This window comes from Paenibacillus xylanivorans, assembly GCF_001280595.1.
Classification (GTDB): Bacteria; Bacillota; Bacilli; order Paenibacillales; family Paenibacillaceae; genus Paenibacillus; species Paenibacillus xylanivorans.
The window spans coordinates 15,040-34,895 of sequence record NZ_LITU01000059.1 but is presented as its reverse complement, the minus strand read 5'-3'; the positions used below and the strand labels follow the sequence as shown (position 1 = coordinate 34,895).

Below are 19,856 nucleotides of genomic sequence, written 5' to 3'. Positions count from 1 at the left end.
CAATCGATTTGTATACAAAATATTGTTTGTGGAGGTGTGCAAGGGTTGGTTAAGTACGTGCTGAAAAAACTGCTATTTATGCTGCTATCGCTTTTCATACTCGCATCAGCAACCTTCTTCCTGATGAAGGCCATTCCGGGTGACCCTTTTACATCCGAGAAAAAAGTATCACCTGAAATCCGGGCACTTTTGGAAGTGAAGTATGGTTTGGACAAACCGATGTATGAACAATACCTGAAGTATATGGGTGGAATCATCAAAGGTGATTTCGGGGTTTCTATGAAATACCTAAATCAAGATGTATCTGGTATGATCACTCAAACGTTTACAGCATCGCTGAAGTTAGGAATCTTTGCGATTATTATCTCAATTGTTGTGGGTGTCTTGTTGGGGCTTCTTGCCGCAGTTTACCATCGCAAGCTGATTGATGATATTACGATGATCCTCGCTGTTATCGGGATTGCTGTACCGAGTTTCTTGCTCGCATCTCTGGTGCAATATGTTTTTGCGTTCAAATTCGGCTGGTTTAACGTTATGGGCTTCGATGGTCCACTCGACTATGTGCTTCCGGTTGCAGCCTTGTCTGCATCACCAATTGCCTTTATCGCACGTTTGACGCGTTCAAGCATGTTGGAAGTGTTGCATGCAGACTACATTAAGACTGCCAAAGCCAAAGGTTTGAAATGGCCTGCTATTATGTTTAGACACGTTTTACGGAACGGTATTCTGCCAGTTGTTACTTATGTTGGTCCGATGACAGCGAATATTATCACAGGTTCCGTTGTTATTGAGCAAATCTTTAACATTGGTGGAATTGGTAAAGTATTTGTAGAGAGTATTACGAATCGTGATTATACGATGATCATGGGGATTACAATTTTCTATGGTATTCTCTTGATGCTTGCACGTTTCCTGACAGATATTGCTTACGTGTTGATTGATCCTAGAATTAAGCTAGAAAGCCGGAAGGGGGCATAACGTTGTCTGGCACGAATAACAACAATAATGAAACGGCGAACACAGGCCTGGATAGTCAGGCAGCGTTGAAATCGCAAGAGAGTGTATCGCTATTCAAAGACGCTATGTACAGACTTGCAACCAACAAGGCCGCTATGATTAGTTTGGCTGTTCTAGTCCTTGTTGTCATTTTCTCTATGATTGGTCCAACTTCGTTGTTCTCAAGCTATAATTATTATTCCAATGATTTGTTGAATGCTAATGCTGCACCTAGTGCTGAACACTGGTTTGGAACAGATGAACTGGGTCGTGATGTATGGGTAAGAACCTGGGTAGGTGCACGTGTGTCTCTTACTGTAGGTTTGGCTGCTGCTCTAATTGACCTTGTTATCGGGGTGATTTATGGAGCCATTATGGGTTTCTACGGTGGACGTGTTGACGGCATTATGAACAAGTTCTCCGAGATCTTGTACTCCCTGCCTTACATGCTCGTTGTTATCCTGTTGCTGGTTGTATTGGAGCCGAGTCTGACAACGATTATCATTGCACTCACTATTACAGGCTGGATCAGTATGTCATGGATTGTGCGTGGTGAGATTATGCAACTCAAAAACAGAGACTTTATTCTTGCTGCACGTTCCATGGGCGCAAGCACTGGACGTCAACTCTTCCGTCATTTGTTGCCCAATGCTATCGGACCAATTCTCGTTACATTGACCTTGTCCATTCCAAATGCCATCTTCGCAGAAGCATTTTTGAGCTTCCTCGGGTTGGGTGTATCTGCACCTAAATCCTCTCTTGGATCTATGATCAATGATGCACTTACAGGCTGGACGCTGTATCCTTGGCGGATGTGGTTCCCTGCAGGTTTGATGGTTATGACAATGCTCGCATTTAACTTGCTTGGTGACGGCTTGCGCGACGCGCTTGATCCGAAATTACGTAAATAGAAATAGGAGGTGGGATTATGGAGCCGATTTTAACAGTCAAAGACCTGAGTGTGTCATTTACGACGCGTTCTGGTGAGTTTGATGCCGTTAAAAATGTGAGTTTTGAACTTGGCAAAGGAGAGACGCTGGGGATCGTAGGTGAATCCGGTAGTGGTAAGAGTGTTACTGCCCAAACCATCATGAAATTGATTCCCTCCCCGCCTTCGAAGGTCAAAAGCGGAGAAATTACTTTTCACGGGCAGGACCTGCTGAATAAGACAGATAAACAGATGGAAGCCATCCGTGGTAAAGATATCGGCATGATCTTCCAGGATCCAATGACTTCTTTGAATCCTACCATCAAAATCGGTAAACAAATTACCGAGGTATTGCGCAAGCATCAGAATATGTCCAAAAAAGAAGCCGAAAAAAGCGCATTGGAAATGCTTGAACTCGTAGGCATCAAAAATGCGGAAGTGCGCATGAACCATTACCCGCACCAATTTTCGGGTGGTATGCGTCAGCGTGCTATGATTGCGATTGCCTTGGCATGTCGTCCTTCCCTTCTGATTGCGGATGAACCAACCACTGCGCTTGACGTTACCATTCAGGCTCAGATCCTCGACCTCATGAAGGACATGCAGCAGAAGCTTGGAACTTCCATCATGCTTATCACGCATGACCTTGGTGTAGTTGCAGGAATGTGTGATCGTGTTGTCGTTATGAAGGAAGGCGAGGTTGTCGAAACAGGAACAACTGCCGAAATCTTCAGCAACCCTCAGCATCCATACACGATTAAATTGCTGAATGCTCTTCCTCGTCTGGACGAGCCTAAAAAAGAAAAGCCTGCTCCAGTTGGTATTATCAAAGGTGCCAACAAGCCGCTAGTCCAAGTGAAGAACCTGAAACAATACTTCAATTTGGGTAAAGGCAACATTCTCAAAGCGGTTAATGATGTCAGCTTTGATATTTTTGAAGGCGAAACGCTTGGAGTTGTAGGGGAGTCTGGTTGTGGTAAATCCACTACAGGCCGTACAATCCTGCGCCTTTATGAGCCAACAGGCGGAAGTGTTAACTTTAATGGAACAGATATTTACAAGCTGTCACCGCGGAAAATGAAAGAAATGCGTAAAGATATGCAGATGATTTTCCAAGATCCTTATGCTTCCTTGAACCCACGTTTTAACGTTATGGATATCATCGGTGAATCCCTTGATATTCATGGTCTAGCGTCAAGTCGGACAGAGCGGAAAAGACGCGTTGAAGAATTGCTTGATCTTGTAGGTCTTAACCCTAGCCATGCACTCCGTTATCCACATGAATTCTCTGGTGGTCAAAGACAACGGATCGGGATTGCCCGTGCACTAGCTGTAGACCCTAAATTCATCATCTGTGATGAGCCATTGTCTGCATTGGACGTGTCCATTCAGGCTCAGGTCGTTAACTTGCTTGAAGAACTTCAGCAACGCCTCGGCTTGACTTACCTGTTCATTGCGCATGACTTGTCCATGGTTAAGCATATCAGTGATCGTGTAGCCGTAATGTATATGGGTAAAGTGGTGGAGTTGGCAGAAAGTGAAGAACTGTATGCGAACCCGATTCACCCTTACACCAAAACATTGCTGTCTGCGATCCCTGTACCTGATCCGGAAGTGGAAGCGAGCAAACGTCGCATCTTGCTGCCGGAAGAACAAGCACTTAAGAATGGATCTGGTGGTCCTGCAAATGATCCATACAACCTGGAGAACGCTCAATTGATTGAGGTATCCAAAGGTCACTGGGTTGCAGAACCTTACGTATAAAAAGTACAATTTGTATTTGGACTTATCCATGAATATCAAACCGCCGACCTTGTTCGGCGGTTTTTTATTTTTTGATGCACTTTCTTTTGACGAAAAGGGCTCACATTCGGTACAATCAAGAAAGCTCTTTGAAGCAGAATAGGAGGCAGACCTCATGAAAGGTATTACCGAGGCACTCCGCAGCGGAACGAGACTTGCAGAAGACTATGTCTGTTCAAGGGAAGCTGCGCGTGGTCTTTACGAGTATGACATTCGCTGGGAATCGGGGCTTCATACGCGTGCCGAGTGGCTGGACCAATCGGAAAACACACGTATACCTCGTCAAAGTCTGGCAGAGTATCTACGTATATATAATAAACGAGTGAATGATCATGGTGCAGTCCATGAATCCATCACACGTCTCGCGGAACAAGATGCGTTGGTTGTTACGGGAGGGCAACAAAGCGGCCTGCTTACAGGTCCGTTATTTGTAATTTACAAAGCGGCTAGTGTAGTTGCAGCTGCACGGGAAGCAGAGAATAGATTACAGCGTCCTGTAGTCCCTGTATTCTGGATTGCAGGTGAAGACCATGACTGGGATGAAGTCAACCATACGTATTTGCCTGATTCCAACGGAGAGATGAAGAAGCTCAAGTTACAAGGGCGATTCGCTGGAAGGGATTCCGTGAGCTATGTCCATGTGGAAATGGAGCAATGGACGAATGTGTTAGATCAGTTGGAACATTTGTTGCCGGATACGGTCCACAAATCAGGATTGATGAAGCTGATCACCGAAATCCATCAGTCTAGTTCGAACCTGAGTGATGCGTTTGCCCGGTTAATCTCAGCGTTGTTTGGCAGCAGTGGACTTATTCTGATGGATGCAGCAGATCCAGACTTGCGCAGGCTTGAGCAGCCGGTATTTGAGCGTTTGATTCGTGAAAATGGGACATTACGCCAAGCATATGCACAAGGTGCCTCAGCATTGGAACAAGCCGGATATGCCATGCCTGCTGAAGTCGCGGAAGATGGGGCCAATCTGTTTTACATACATGAAGGGGCACGGTTGCTTCTGATGTTGAAAGACGGCTTGTACAGCGACCGTAAAGGTCTGGTTTCATTTACAGAAGAGCGGCTGCTTCAGGAACTGGCTGAACATCCCGAGCAATTTAGCAACAATGTATTGACCAGGCCATTGATGCAAGATTCCATTTTACCTGTAGCGGCTGTTATCTTGGGTCAAGGTGAGATCGCGTATTGGGGGTTGACGCGTGAAGCATTTGACCGTTTCGGGTTGCAGATGCCGATCTTGCTTCCACGTTTGTCCTTTACCATTATGGAAGATGCTCATCACAAACATATGAAACAGTACGGTCTTTCTTTCCAGGACGTTCAATATCATATGGAAGAAAAGAAGGAACAGTGGCTGGCACAGCAGGAGACCTTCCAGGTCGATGAACAGTTCGAGCGAGTTCAGCAAGCATTTGCCGACCTATATCGTCCATTACTTGATCAGATCGCAGAGATTCATCCTGGTCTGGACCGAATTGGAGATACCAATGTAGGCAAGATCAGCGAACAGATGCAGTATCTGCAACAGCAGACCCACAAAGCCATCAAAGATAAACACAATGTGAGTCTAAGGCACTGGAACGGGATGCAAAACTCACTTTTTCCCATGAACAAACCGCAGGAACGAGTGCATAATGCACTCTTTTACCTGAACCGTTATGGAACCGAGTGGATTGGACAACTGATTGAAAGTCAGAGCGAATTCCGTGGACAACACGAAGTAATCACATTGTAGTTACCTTTTATAATAGAAGGAATTTATAATCGAGGAGGATGAGGAATGACTACCTCTGCATTGCAAAACAGTATCGTTAAGGATATGGGACTCGCTTCGGAAGGTCATCTGAAAATTGATTGGGTAGAAGCGCATATGCCGGTGTTGAACCGCATTCGTTCTCAATTTGAACAGGATCTTCCGTTTAAAGGTTTGAAAGTAGCCATTTGCCTTCACCTTGAGGCCAAAACGGCTTATCTGGCTAAAGTTATTCAAGCTGGTGGAGCAGAAGTGACGATTACACACAGCAACCCATTGTCAACACAGGACGATGTTTGTGCTGCTCTGGTAGAAGACGGAGTTACTGTGTATGCCAAACATAATCCGGACCCTGTAGAGTTCAAGGAACTGCAACTCCGTGCACTTGAAGTGAAACCTGATCTGATCATTGATGATGGCGGAGACTTTGCCACCATTATTGCATCCGAACGTCCTGATCTAGCTGCCACGATTCGTGGCGGAGCAGAGGAAACGACAACGGGCATCATTCGTCTGAAAGCTTTGGCGAAAGAAGGTCAATTGCGCTTCCCGATGGTTGCAGTCAATGACGCTTTCTGCAAATACCTGTTTGATAACCGTTACGGTACAGGTCAGTCTGCATTCGATGGTATCATTCGTACAACCAATCTGGTCGTTGCAGGAAAGAACGTAGTTGTAGCAGGTTACGGATGGTGTGGTAAAGGTGTAGCGATGCGTGCCAAAGGGTTGGGAGCCAATGTAATCGTAACTGAAATTGATCCCATTAAAGCCGTAGAAGCACATATGGACGGATTCCGTGTGATGACGATGGTAGAAGCTGCAAAATTGGGTGATTTCTTCATTGCTGTTACCGGCAATAAAGACGTGATCACTGGAGAGCATTATGATGTGATGAAGGATGGAGCAATCCTGAGCAATGCGGGTCACTTTGACGTGGAAGTGAACAAACCTGAACTTGCTAAACGCTCCGATTCGATTCGTACCGTACGCCGCAACATTGAAGAATATCGCTTCAAAGATGGCCGTAAGATGTATTTGCTGGCTGAAGGACGTCTCGTAAACCTGGGTGCAGCCGACGGACACCCTGCCGAGATTATGGATACGACGTTTGCATTGCAAGCGCTGGGTCTGCGTTATGTAAGCGAGAACTATGCGGAACTAGGTAATACCGTTGTTAACGTACCTTATGATATTGACCAACAGGTTGCCAGCTACAAACTGGAAAGCCTGAATATCGCCATCGACTCTCTGTCAGCCGAGCAGGAAAAATATCTGGACAGCTGGAAGTTCTAAGAGGCATCCATTAATTACAAGCTGATTAAGTGCTTCAAAGGGTTTAAAATGGTTTATTAATGATATGGCTCATATACGGGTGTACGTGCGATTGCCCATAAACGGGAAACGTCTTTGATCCTGAGTGACAGGATCAAAGACGTTTTTTGCGATTACTAAATTAAAAAAAGTAAAGCAAGCAAGAAGGGTTTTGATTTTTTTGTGCGAATCTATTATGCTTAGGTGGTGGAAAGTGGGGCAAAGTGGGAGAAACGGGTGAGGAGTGAGTGGGCCAATGTTTATGGGGGAGTTCCAACATAGCATTGATGATAAGGGTCGGGTTATTATTCCGGCTAAATTCCGCGAATCTCTGGGACCGTCTTTCGTTGTCACACGGGGTTTGGACCAGTGTCTTTTCGTGTACCCCATGGAGGAGTGGGGGGTCATGGAACAGAAGCTCAAAGCACTGCCATTGATGAAATCTGATGCACGTGCGTTTACCCGGTTTTTTTTCTCGGGTGCCACCGAATGTGAATTGGACAAACAGGGCAGGGTAAATTTGCCGGGCAATCTTAGAGAGTATGCCAAGCTGGACAAGGATTGCGTTGTTCTTGGCGTGTCGAACCGGGTGGAGATTTGGAGCAAAGGCATATGGGAGAGTTATTTCAATCAATCCGAAGAAGCATTCAACGACATTGCCGAAAAGCTGGTCGATTTTAATTTTGATCTATAAAGTCAGGAGGGGTGCAGGTTGTTTCACCACATAACCGTACTCAAAGAAGAGGCAACAGAGGGTTTAAACATCAAGCAGGACGGTATATACGTGGACTGCACTTTAGGCGGTGGCGGACATAGCTCCGTGATTGCATCCAAGCTCGGTCCAGGGGGGCGTCTGATCGCACTGGATCAGGATGATTGGGCTTTGGATAACGCGCGTGAAAAATTGGCTCCGTATGGAGAGCGGATTACATTGGTTAAAACCAATTTTCGTGATCTGGAACAGGTTCTGAAAGATCTGGATGTACCGATGAAAGATGGCGTGCCGCAAGTAGATGGTATTTTGTACGATTTGGGGGTATCATCACCGCAATTCGACGAAGGAGAACGTGGATTTAGTTACAATCACGATGCTCCGTTGGATATGCGTATGGATCAAGATGCATCCCTTACCGCCAAAGAGATTGTTAACGAATGGCCGGAAGAGGAGATAGCCCGCATCTTGTATCGCTATGGTGAAGAGAAATTCTCTAGAAGAATTGCTCGTGTCATTGTTGAAAAACGGAAGCAATCCACGATTGAGACTACTGGTGAACTGGTAGAGTTGATCAAAGAAGGCATTCCGGCCGCAGCTCGTCGAACCGGAGGACATCCAGCGAAACGCAGCTTTCAGGCATTGCGAATTGCGGTTAATGATGAGCTGGGCGCGTTCGAAGAAGGGTTACATCAGGCCGTTCGGTGCTTGGCACCAGGCGGGCGTGTATCTGTTATTACTTTTCACTCACTTGAGGATCGGATTTGCAAACAGATTTTTAGCAGTTATCTGGAGAAATGTACATGTCCTCCGGATTTCCCGTTGTGTGTTTGCGGCGGTAACGGTGTCATGCGTTTAGTGAACAGAAAACCGCTGATTCCAACGGAAACGGAACTGGCCGAAAACTCCCGTGCTCGTTCAGCGAAGCTGCGCGTAGCCGAGAAACTGTAAACCAAGAGCGGAGGAGAGAGTCGGAGTATGGCATATACACGTGGTAATCTGGCAGTGAAAGAAAAAGCGTCCCAAGAACGTGTGACCCAGCAGCGGTACAAGGAAACCACCAAAGTGGTGACCCGTCGTACCGGTCTTCCGGCACGCGAGAAATTTTTGTATCTGATTACTCTGGTTGCTGTCATTGTTGTAGGTGGTGTAATGATGTCGCGTTATGCTCACATCTATGATCTGAATAAGCAGGCACAGACGACATTGTCCGATGTGAGAGAAGCAGAGAAAACCATTGCAGATCTGCAAGTGGAAAAAGAAAGACTGAACAATCTGGTCATCGAGAATGCTCGCAAACTTGGTTACGTTGAGGCTTCCGGCAAGGATGTTATTTTTGTACCTCGCTCAACAAGTACAACGAACTCGACAGGTACTGAATCGTCCTCGGATACAGCCAATAAGTAGAACATTTTGTATCAATCCATACAAAATGCTGAAGCAAAAGAGGTGTACCGATGGTAAAAAGAATAAAGATGCGCACGCTGCTTATAGGGGGATGTATTACCCTCTTTTTTCTTGTATTAATAACCCGCATATTTTTTATTCAGGTTGTTAATGGCGGTATTTGGCAGGAGCGAGCGGCCGGTTTGGTCGAACGGGAACAAACCATCAAGGCCAGTCGCGGGACAATTACAGACCGCAATGGCAACATTCTGGCGACGGATGCACCTGCTTACACGGTGTCTGTGAATCCGGCTCTGATTAACCAGTTCGGGATTGAAGATGTGGTCATTAAAGAATTGTCTGGTTTGTTGGGGAAAAACGAGAGTGAAATGCGAGCACTTGTAACAGCTAAAAAGAAAGATGGAACATTCTACCAACAACGTGAAGTTCGCAGTGAAGGATATAAAATCAGCCCTGAATTGGCTGCTAAAGTAGATGCATTTCGTGAAAAACTGCAGGATGACTACAAGGCTAAAAACGCGATTGTCATGACACAGGAGTCGAAGCGATATTATCCCGAGGAAACGCTCGCCTCTCATCTCCTAGGGTACATGAGCCGTGATGGTAAAGCTGTTAACGGACTCGAAGTATCCTATGATGAACAGCTTACAGGTACAGATGGTTATCTGAACTATCAGAAGGATGCCAAAGGGATTAAGCTTCCTGATTCACAGGATAATTATCTTCCTCCGCAAAACGGGAACAATCTGAAGCTGACCATCGATGATACCATCCAGTATTATATCGAAAATGCAATGAAAGAAGCGGTAGCCCAGTACAATCCACTGAGCATGACTGTCATTGCAGCAGATCCCAACACCATGGAAATCTTAGGGATGGCCAATTGGCCGACCTTTAACCCTAATACGTATGGGGAAACGCCGGATCAGAAAAACTTTATCAACCATGCGATACAATCCATCTATGAACCAGGGTCTACTTTTAAAATTGTTACTCTGGCGGGTGCGGTTGAAGAGAAGCTGTTTGATCCGAATGCCACGTTTGAATCCAAACGGGTATACATCGGTGGCTATCCAATCAGTGATAACGGTCACGCCTATGGCCGAATTTCTTACTTGGAAGGTGTCAAACGTTCAAGTAACATTGCGTTTGTTAATCTGGGTTATAACATGCTTGGCGGTGAACGGTTGCGTCATTACATAGACCAGTTCGGTTTTGGTAAAAAGACGGGCATTGATCTGCCGAGTGAATCAGCTTCACCAATCAAGCCCCTGGTCTATAAATCGGAAATTGCCACAGCAGCATACGGTCATGGTCTTGTACAGGTGACGCCAATCCAGCAGGTAGCAGCCATTTCGGCCATTGCTAACGGTGGCAAACTCATGGAACCACATCTTGTTAAAGAGATTATCAATCCGAATGATGGTACATCTGAGGTCATCAAGCCGAAGGTCGTTCGTCAAGTTATTTCGAAGGAATCTTCTAAATTGGTGAGCGGGTATTTGGAACAGGTTGTTGCCGATCAAACGATTGGTACAGGGCGCAATGCTTATATTGAAGGATATCGAGTGGCCGGTAAAACGGGTACTGCTAGAAAAGTAGTTAATGGGGAATACAGTAAATCCAAAGACGTCGTTTCGTTTATCGGATTTGCACCCGTTAATAATCCCAAAATCGCGATGTTGATTGTGATTGATCAGCCTGATGGATCCAATATTGGGGGAGGGACTGCAGCAGCTCCGGTATTCAAGAAGATTGTAAGCCAGACTCTTCAGTACATGGGAGTTCCCAAAGATACAGTGAAGACCACTGACAAAAAGTCGAAAACAACTCCGGTCGTTCAAGCTAAAGCCCCTGATCTGTCAGGTAAAACAGCCAAACAGGCCAGAAGCCAACTTTTGAACGCAGGAATTGCCTATGAAACGCTTGGTCAGGGTGAAAATGTCATTCGCCAGTATCCTGTGGCGGGTGCAGCCATGAATCCTGGGCAGCGAATCTATCTACTAACCGAAGAGAGCAGCAAGATGAAGATCCCTGATCTGACTGGCGAATCTCTCCGGGATGCCCTTGAAGTGCTTTCTCTTATGAAAGTGGGAGTAACCGTTAAAGGAGAAGGGTATGTCGTGAAGCAAACGGAGCAGGTGTCAGGCGAACAGAGAACGGTTGAGCTTTCGCTGCAGACTGCCAAAGCGGCAGTTACCGGTATAGCAGATGAAGCCCCCGAGTCTTCTGATCCAGCATTAGGTGACGAGACTAACAATCAGGGAGCAGCTGATGTTACAGAGAACACCGAAGAAACGGGAAAAACGGATATTACAAAACCACCTTCAAATGAGACAAAATCGTCTGCCAACACATCGGACGAGGGTTCGCTTCCATAGAGATCACTGACAGCTTGTTCTAACCCCCGGTTGTCCTGAATATTCATGAATGGAACACAATCATGATTTTGGGACGAGTGGGGGGATCTTTTCGTGAAGGGGTCAAGCGTAAATCTGCGGCGCAGGTTGTTATGGAGTTTAGTGATTTTAGTTCTGTTATTCTCAGCCTTGGTGATCAGGCTTGCTTATGTACAGTTGGGAAAAGGACCGGAACTATCCGCGAAAGCGGAAGAGTCTTGGCGGCGGAATATTCCTTATTCAGCCAAGCGGGGAGAGATTCTGGATCGTAATGGAACCTCTCTCGCCTACAATATAACCACACCAACCATTATGGCGATTCCTGCCCAGGTGAAGGAAGCAGAGACAACAGCAAGAGCACTGGCTCCTTTGCTGGGGATGACCGAAGAGAAAGTGCTGGCAACCATCAAGAAAAGAGAACTAATTGTACGACTACAACCCGGTGGCCGCAAAATTACGATGGAGAAAGCTCAGCACATCCGTGATTTGAAGCTTCCGGGTATCGTTGTTGCTGAGGATAATAAACGCTTTTATCCTTATGATGATCTGGCGGCTCATATTCTTGGTTTTACGGGCATTGATAATCAGGGCTTAACGGGTGTAGAGAAAAAATATGATGATAAGCTGAACGGTTTGAATGGCAGTGTGTCCTACTTGTCCGATGCGGCCGGAAGGCTCATGCCGGGCTCATCTGAGAAGTATGTGGAACCGAAGGACGGTCTGAACCTGAAGCTGACTATTGATAAATCGATTCAGTCCATCATGGAACGAGAGCTCGATCAGGCTATGGTCAAGTTCCAAGCCAACTCGGCGCTTGCCATTGCAATGAACCCCAAAACGGGTGAAATCCTTGGTATGGCCAGTAGGCCGGGATATGAACCAGCGGATTATCAGCAATATCCGGCTGATGTATACAACCGGAATTTACCGATCTGGATGACGTACGAACCAGGTTCAACGTTTAAAATTATTACGCTTGCAGCAGCACTGGAAGAGAAAAAAGTAAATCTGACGCAGGATCAGTTTTATGATCCCGGATTTGTTGAAGTTGGAGGCGCTCGACTGCGTTGCTGGAAAAAAGGCGGCCATGGAAGTCAGACTTTCCTCCAAGTCGTGGAGAACTCTTGCAACCCTGGATTTGTTGCACTGGGTCAGAGATTGGGCAAAGAATCGCTATTCTCCTATATCAAAGACTTTGGATTCGGCACCAAAACAGGCATCGATTTAAGCGGTGAAGCCAGCGGGATTCTGTTCAAACTATCACGGGTCGGACCTGTGGAGCTTGCAACCACTGCTTTTGGTCAAGGGGTATCCGTTACACCGATTCAGCAAGTAGCGGCTGTGTCAGCAGCTATTAATGGTGGTAAACTATACAAGCCTTATGTTACAAAGGCATGGGTTCATCCGGAAACAGGTGAAGTGATGGAAGAGGCCAAGCCGGAACTGGTTCGTCAAGTGATTTCGGAAGATACGTCCAAGCAAGTGCGTGAAGCTCTAGAGAGTGTAGTTGCCAAGGGTACGGGACGTCCGGCGTTTATAGATGGATATCGGGTTGGCGGCAAAACGGGTACAGCCCAGAAAGTAATCAATGGACGTTATTCATCTACCGAGCATATTGTATCCTTTATCGGTTTTGCTCCGGCGGATGATCCGCAGATTGTTGTATATACTGCGGTGGATAACCCGAAAGGGATTCAGTTCGGCGGCGTGGTTGCCGCACCGATCGTGCAGAACATTCTGGAGGATGCATTGCACTATATGAATGTTCCTGTTCGGAAGGATCAGGTAGCCAAAGAATACAAATATGGAGAGACCAAAATCGTGACGGTTCCCGATCTGACAGGAGCTACGGTCGAAGACTTATATGAGGATCTGAATATGAATTTTATGCTGGCCAAATCCGGCAGTGGGAAATATGTCATTAACCAGGCTCCAAAGCCAGGAGCACGGGTTGATCAGGGGTCTACTATACGCATCTATATGGGTGATGTTCTGAATGATATTCATGATCATACCAAGGAGGAAGGACAAGAGCCCTGAGGGGCTCTTGATCCCCACCGCAACAAAATGCATTGAGTTGCGTTTCATTAATTGGCTGTGTTGACGATATTAGTGAATACAGATATATGTTGAAATTGAAGTAAACTTGGAAAAGTGAGGTTATTCATGTGCTTTTAAAACAACTTTTATCAATGCTGACAACCGCCCGTATTATTGGCGAACCAAATACAGAATGTCAAAACCTACAGACAGATTCTCGCCAGGTTCAACCGGGAGATCTGTTTATCTGTCTTCCAGGGCATACGGTTGACGGACATGACTATGCTGAGAAGGCCGTAAACGCTGGAGCTGTCGCTTTGGTTGTGGAACGAGAGCTGGATCTACCTGTTCCGCAGCTACTGGTAAAAGACAGCCGTTTCGCTATGGCTGTACTGGCGGATTCCTTTTTTGACTCACCAAGCCGCAAGATGAATATGATTGGTGTAACGGGAACCAACGGAAAAACAACGACTACCTATTTAATTGAAAAAATCATGAGTGATTTTGGTCAAAAAACAGGATTAATCGGGACGATTCAAATGCGTTATGACGGGCGCACGTACCCAATGTCAGGCACTACACCGGAAGCACTTGATCTGCAGCGCAGTCTGAATGATATGGTCCAAGCGGGCACGGATTGTTGTGTTATGGAAGTTTCCTCCCACGCTTTGGAGCAAGGTCGAGTGAAGGGGACGGAATTCCGTACGGCTGTATTTACTAATCTGACGCAGGATCATCTGGATTACCATCATTCCATGGAAGAATATCGCGGAGCCAAAGGGTTGTTCTTTGCACGGTTGGGGAACGGATATACCGTGGATTCTTCCAAGCGCAAATTTGCAGTGATCAACGCAGATGATCCCGCTGCAGCCTATTTTATATCTGTAACGGCAGCTGAAGTAATTACATACGGCATGGAGGAAAATGCGGATGTACGCGCATCCCAAATTTCAATTACCTCGCAGGGTACTTCTTTCCATGTAGATACATTCAGAGGCAGCACTGATATTCGTTTACGCATGGTCGGCAAATTCAATGTGTACAACGCAATGGCTGCCATCGCTGCTGCTCTGGTTGAAGACATTCCACTGGAGGAGATCAAACGTAGCTTGGAGACGGTACCCGGCGTAGATGGACGTGTTGAGGCTGTTGACGAAGGACAGTCGTTTGCTGTCATTGTTGACTATGCGCATACCCCAGATGGCCTGGAGAACGTATTGCGGACGGTGAAGGAATTTGCTGAAGGACGTGTGATCTGTGTATTTGGATGCGGTGGTGACCGAGATCGTACGAAGCGGCCTCTAATGGGCAAAATTGCAGCAAAGTATAGTGATATCGTATTTGTCACTTCCGATAATCCGCGGACAGAAGATCCGGATCTGATTCTCAAGGATATTGAACAGGGCCTGATTGAAGATGCCATTGAAGCTGACCGTTATACCATGATTGTGGATCGGCGCCAGGCGATTCATGAAGCTATTGAAATGGCAAGCCCTGCCGATGTAGTATTGATTGCGGGCAAGGGGCATGAAACCTATCAAATTATCGGCACAACCAAGACGGACTTTGACGATCGGATCATAGCGAAAGAAGCGATAAGGGGCAAATCCAATTGATAAAAAGAACATTGGCACAATTGGCCGAGATGTGTGGAGGAACACTAACTGACGTTGCTGCTTATGGTGATGTTGGTATTGAAGGTGTATTTACAGATTCGCGTAAGCCCGTCCCAGGCAGTCTCTTTATCCCGCTAGTTGGCGAAAGGTTTGACGGACATGAATTTGTGCAAACCTGTGTAGAGAAGGGCGCTGCCGGGACATTATGGCAAAAGGATCATGGAACTGCACCTCAAGGTGCTGTGATTATTGTGGAGGATACTCTGGTTGCATTGCAGGAGCTTGCATCTTCCTATTTAAAAGAAAACAAGGCCTCTATTGTAGGCATTACAGGCAGCAATGGCAAAACAACAACAAAGGACATTGTGGATGCCGTTCTGTCTACCACATTCAAAGTGCATAAGACCCAGGGCAATTTCAATAATCATATTGGTATGCCACTTACCGTACTTAGCATGGAGCCAGACACTGAAATCGTAATTCTGGAGATGGGTATGAGCGGCAGAGGGGAGATCGAAGAATTATCTGTAATCGCCCAGCCGGATGTCGCAATCATCACGAATATTGGTGAATCTCATCTTCTTCAACTGGGATCTCGATTGGAGATTGCTCGGGCAAAAGTTGAAATTGCTGCTGGCATGAAACCAGGTGGGTTACTGATCTACAACGGAGACGAACCATTGATTAATCAGGTTCTGGCAGAGGCTGCCACTAAGATGCCTGAAGGACTTCAGCGGTATACATTTGGATTGCAGACGGATAATGATGATTATCCTACCGGAATCATGAATGCGCAGAGCGGGGTTGCTTTTACAACCAAGCAGTCTGGAGAAGTTGCTCTCACAATGCCATTATTGGGGACGCATAATGTGGTCAACTGTCTTGCTGCATTAGCGGTTGCCCGTCATTTCGGAGTGGCTGCTGAACAGATTGTAGCAGGACTGTCACATCTGAAATTAACCGGCATGCGAATCGAGATTATTAACGGCGTCAGTGGTTTGACCATGCTCAATGATGCTTACAACGCCAGTCCTACTTCCATGAAAGCCGCTGTGGATGTGCTGGAGGGCCTCAAGGGGTATCGGATTAAAGTAGCTGTGCTTGGTGATATGCTTGAACTGGGGCCTCAGGAGCATGAGCTCCATCGGGGAATCGGTGAATACATCACACCCGACAAAATGAATATGGTGCTGGCGTATGGCCCATTATCCGCGAGTATCGCAGAAGGGGCAAGACAAAACATGCCAGCAGAAGCCGTACACACTTTTGAGAGCAAGGAAGAATTGACCCGTTATCTACTGGAGAATCTCCATTCCAGAGACGTTGTCTTGTTTAAGGCCTCCCGGGGCATGAAGCTGGAAGATGTCGTCGAAGCGCTAAAAATAGCTCCATTACAGAATAGAGTAGACTAGAGGGGTGAACCCATGGATTTTCAGGTATTACTGTTAACAATCGGTGTTTCATTTATTTTGGCGGTGATTGCCGCACCGCTCTTGATTCCATTGCTGCGTCGAATGAAGTTCGGACAGCAGGTTCGGGAAGATGGGCCACAGAGCCATCTGAAAAAAAGCGGAACACCTACAATGGGCGGAGTTGTTATTTTACTCGCGTTCACATTGGCCTTTTTGAAATTTTCAGCGGTCAAAAATACGGACTTTTACGTCCTGCTTGTGGCTACACTCGGCTTTGGTTTGATCGGTTTCCTGGATGACTACATCAAGATTGTATTCAAACGTTCACTGGGGCTGACGGCCAAACAAAAGATGATTGGTCAGTTGTTTTTCAGTGCCGTGATGTGCTACTTGCTGATCCAAAATGGACACAGCACAGCCATATCGATTCCAGGTACATCATTCTCTTTTGACTGGACGGGATGGTTCTACTATCCGTTTGTGGTATTCATGATGCTTGCCATCACAAATGCAGTCAACTTTACCGATGGCCTGGACGGCTTGCTGTCCGGCGTGAGTGCTATTGCATTTGGGGCCTTTGCCATTGTGGCGATGCAGGCAACATCCATGCCAGCAGCGGTATGTGCGGCGGCGATGATTGGTGCGGTACTAGGATTCCTGGTGTACAACGCACACCCGGCCAAAGTGTTCATGGGGGATACAGGCTCACTCGGAATTGGTGGTGCAATTGGTGCCGTTGCGATTGTGACGAAGACAGAACTTCTTTTTGTCATCATTGGCGGTATTTTCGTCATCGAAATCCTGTCCGTTATTATCCAAGTGGTATCATTCAAGACTCGTGGCAAACGCGTATTCAAAATGAGCCCGATTCACCATCATTTTGAACTGAGTGGCTGGTCGGAATGGCGAGTTGTCATCACATTTTGGGCGGTAGGTGCCATTTTGGCCGCTCTTGGACTTTATCTCAACAAGGGGTTGTAAACAATGAATCATCCTGAATCATATCGTGGGCTACAAGTTATCGTGCTTGGACTGGCCAAGAGCGGCGTGCAGGTCGCCAAAGTGCTCGATCGTGCCGGTGCAATAGTTACAGTTAATGATAAAAAAGAGAGAGAACAGTGTCCCGAAGCATCCGAATTGGAGGCTTTGGGAATTTCTATTGTATGTGGGGGACATCCGGACGATCTGATTCATAGTGATGTGAAGCTTGTGGTCAAAAATCCGGGCATTCCTTATCAGGCTCCACCTGTGCAGCAGGCACTCGCCTTAGGCATTGAAGTGGTGACTGAGGTGGAGGTAGCTTATCATCTATGCGCCGCACCTATGATCGGGATCACTGGCTCTAATGGGAAAACGACCACAACAACGTGGGTAGGCAACATGTTGGAGCATGCCGGCTTGAAACCTATCGTTGCCGGTAATATTGGAACGCCATTGTGTGAGGCGGCAGAGCAGGCTTCTGCGGATAACTGGATGGTGGTAGAGCTCAGCAGTTTCCAACTGAAAGGCACATCCGATTTCCGTCCGCGCATTGCCAGTTTGTTAAACGTAGCGGAGACTCATTTGGATTACCATGGGGACATGGATGATTATGTGGCTTCCAAAGCCAAATTATTCTCCAACCAGCAACCGGAGGATGTAGCTATCCTGAACTGGGATGATCCGGTATGCCGCGGACTAGTTCCTTATATCAAAGCAAGACTGCTCCCATTCTCGCTGACAGAGAAGCTTGAAGCAGGGGTATATGCTGATCCTCCATACGTGGATGGGGAAGAGGATGATGTGAAACGCCAGGTGATCTATGCAGACGGCCAGGGAAACCATCATATCATTATTGAAGTGGAAGATATCGGACTCCTAGGACGATTCAATGTGGGAAATGCATTGGCAGCAGTGGCTATTGCTGTGTCTGCTGGAGCCGATCCTTCTGTGCTTGCTGCGCCTCTGGCTGACTTCAAGGGGGTTGAACACCGTCTTGAGTATGTACTTGAACATGGTGGAGCCAAATATTACAACAATTCTAAAGCGACCAATTCCAAGGCAACTGTAATGGCACTGAACTCATTCAAGGAACCAGTCGTGCTCATTGCCGGAGGACTGGATCGTGGTTCAGACATGATGGAATTGCTGCCATTGTTCCAGGAGCGGTTAAAAGCTGTGGTTGCTTTTGGAGAGACACGAGAGAAAATTGCCAAGGTCGCGGAACTGGCGGGATTAAAGCAAATTAAGGTCGTCGATAATGAGGAAGACGCTGCCCGGACGTTAACCGCTGCCGTGCAGGAAGCTTCACAGTTTGCAGCTCCGGGTGATGTTGTCTTGTTATCACCGTCGTGTGCAAGCTGGGACATGTTTGCTTCCTATGAAGAGCGGGGACGCATTTTTAAAGAGGCGGCGCATAACTTGTAAGTAGGGGGGTGGAAAAGCCCCTACTTCCATGCAAGGGGTGGCCTCCTGATGAAACAGACGCGACCGGCGCCGGATTTCTGGCTCCTAATTTGTATTCTGGCATTGCTTGCCATCGGCATTATTATGGTATACAGTGCGGGCTCGGTGCTTGCTTTTCATGACTATGGTGATTCATTTTACTTTGTCAAAAGACAGCTGCTGTTCGCCGGACTTGGACTTGCTGCCATGTTTGTTACGGCAAATGTGGACTACCGGGTCTGGAGAAAGTATGCAAAGCCTATACTGATTGCCTGTTTTATAATGCTGATTGGGGTGCTGATTCCTGGCATCGGAGTGGTTCGTGGAGGGGCACGAAGCTGGTTGGGCATCGGATCATTCGGCATACAACCTTCAGAATTCATGAAACTGGGCATGATCCTGTTCCTGGCTCACTGGTTAAGCAAGGAACCCGGTAAAATCAAAACGTTCACGACGGGGCTTCTGCCACCGCTCGGCTTGATTGGTTTGGCCTTTGGCATTATTATGCTTCAGCCCGATTTGGGGACAGGCACCGTGATGATGGGTGCATCCATGCTGATTATTTTTACGGCAGGAGCACGGATGAAACATTTGTTGTTTCTCGCTCTTGGCGGTGTTGCAGGGTTTGCCGCGCTGATTGCGGCAGCGCCTTACAGATTGCAGCGAATAACGGCTTTTTTGGACCCGTGGTCTGATCCACTTGGTGCCGGATACCAGATTATTCAATCTCTATATGCGATCGGTCCCGGAGGACTTGCGGGCTTGGGGCTGGGAATGAGTCGACAAAAATACAGTTATGTACCCGAGCCGCAAACGGATTTTATTTTTTCCATTTTGGCAGAAGAGCTTGGCTTTATTGGTGGAATGATTGTATTATTGCTGTTCCTGGTCCTGGTGTGGAGAGGGATGCGCGTAGCGATGACGGTACCGGATGCTTTTGGCAGCCTTCTGGGTGTAGGCATTGTGGGGATGGTGGCTGTGCAGGTCATTATCAACATTGGCGTCGTGATTGGGCTTATGCCGGTTACGGGGATTACACTCCC

Annotated in this window: 15 protein-coding genes; all 15 read left to right on the top strand. The window is 46.9% G+C overall.

Going from position 1 to position 19,856, the window contains the following annotated elements; genetic code table 11:
* Positions 1 to 45: 45 nt before the first annotated feature.
* The gene (locus AMS66_RS13150; RefSeq protein WP_053781232.1) at positions 46 to 978 is read left to right on the top strand and encodes an ABC transporter permease; all 933 of its coding nucleotides are present in this window, start codon (positions 46 to 48) and stop codon (positions 976 to 978) included.
* 47 nt (positions 979 to 1,025) lie between these two features.
* Entirely contained in the window at positions 1,026 to 1,907 is an 882-nt protein-coding gene (locus AMS66_RS13145) for an ABC transporter permease (RefSeq protein WP_407944545.1), read from the top strand.
* 17 nt (positions 1,908 to 1,924) lie between these two features.
* The gene (locus AMS66_RS13140; RefSeq protein ID WP_053781230.1) at positions 1,925 to 3,688 is read left to right on the top strand and encodes an ABC transporter ATP-binding protein; all 1,764 of its coding nucleotides are present in this window, start codon (positions 1,925 to 1,927) and stop codon (positions 3,686 to 3,688) included.
* Positions 3,689 to 3,842: 154 nt separating this feature from the next.
* Entirely contained in the window at positions 3,843 to 5,474 is a 1,632-nt protein-coding gene (gene bshC, locus AMS66_RS13135) for a bacillithiol biosynthesis cysteine-adding enzyme BshC (protein WP_053781229.1), read from the top strand.
* A gap of 45 nt (positions 5,475 to 5,519) precedes the next feature.
* The gene (locus tag AMS66_RS13130; protein ID WP_053781228.1) at positions 5,520 to 6,785 is read left to right on the top strand and encodes an adenosylhomocysteinase; all 1,266 of its coding nucleotides are present in this window, start codon (positions 5,520 to 5,522) and stop codon (positions 6,783 to 6,785) included.
* Between the two features lie 274 nt (positions 6,786 to 7,059).
* Positions 7,060 to 7,497, top strand: a complete 438-nt coding sequence (gene mraZ / locus AMS66_RS13125; protein WP_017687291.1) for a division/cell wall cluster transcriptional repressor MraZ — start codon at positions 7,060 to 7,062, stop codon at positions 7,495 to 7,497.
* An 18-nt stretch (positions 7,498 to 7,515) separates the two neighbouring features.
* Positions 7,516 to 8,466: a 16S rRNA (cytosine(1402)-N(4))-methyltransferase RsmH gene (gene rsmH, locus AMS66_RS13120; protein WP_053781227.1), complete on the top strand. Its 951-nt coding sequence runs from the start codon at positions 7,516 to 7,518 to the stop codon at positions 8,464 to 8,466.
* A gap of 27 nt (positions 8,467 to 8,493) precedes the next feature.
* Positions 8,494 to 8,922, top strand: a complete 429-nt coding sequence (locus AMS66_RS13115; RefSeq protein ID WP_053781226.1) for a hypothetical protein — start codon at positions 8,494 to 8,496, stop codon at positions 8,920 to 8,922.
* A gap of 50 nt (positions 8,923 to 8,972) precedes the next feature.
* Positions 8,973 to 11,303: a penicillin-binding transpeptidase domain-containing protein gene (locus AMS66_RS13110; protein ID WP_053781225.1), complete on the top strand. Its 2,331-nt coding sequence runs from the start codon at positions 8,973 to 8,975 to the stop codon at positions 11,301 to 11,303.
* Positions 11,304 to 11,396: 93 nt separating this feature from the next.
* On the top strand, positions 11,397 to 13,361 hold the full coding sequence (locus tag AMS66_RS13105) for a stage V sporulation protein D (RefSeq protein WP_053781224.1): 1,965 nt from the start codon (positions 11,397 to 11,399) through the stop codon (positions 13,359 to 13,361).
* Between the two features lie 128 nt (positions 13,362 to 13,489).
* On the top strand, positions 13,490 to 14,977 hold the full coding sequence (locus AMS66_RS13100) for a UDP-N-acetylmuramoyl-L-alanyl-D-glutamate--2,6-diaminopimelate ligase (protein ID WP_053781223.1): 1,488 nt from the start codon (positions 13,490 to 13,492) through the stop codon (positions 14,975 to 14,977).
* The gene (locus tag AMS66_RS13095) at positions 14,977 to 16,389 is read left to right on the top strand and encodes a UDP-N-acetylmuramoyl-tripeptide--D-alanyl-D-alanine ligase (protein ID WP_053781606.1); all 1,413 of its coding nucleotides are present in this window, start codon (positions 14,977 to 14,979) and stop codon (positions 16,387 to 16,389) included. Before AMS66_RS13100 ends, AMS66_RS13095 begins: the two co-directional genes overlap by 1 nt.
* Positions 16,390 to 16,401: 12 nt before the next feature.
* Positions 16,402 to 17,370 (top strand): phospho-N-acetylmuramoyl-pentapeptide-transferase, encoded by a 969-nt coding sequence (mraY, locus tag AMS66_RS13090; protein WP_024628420.1) that lies wholly within the window; start codon positions 16,402 to 16,404, stop codon positions 17,368 to 17,370.
* 3 nt (positions 17,371 to 17,373) lie between these two features.
* Positions 17,374 to 18,795 carry a UDP-N-acetylmuramoyl-L-alanine--D-glutamate ligase gene (murD, locus tag AMS66_RS13085; RefSeq protein WP_053781222.1) on the top strand — a complete coding sequence of 474 codons (1,422 nt, stop codon included), beginning with the start codon at positions 17,374 to 17,376 and terminating at the stop codon, positions 18,793 to 18,795.
* Between the two features lie 48 nt (positions 18,796 to 18,843).
* On the top strand, positions 18,844 to 19,856 hold a 1,013-nt coding region (spoVE, locus tag AMS66_RS13080; RefSeq protein ID WP_053781605.1), incomplete at its 3' end, for a stage V sporulation protein E.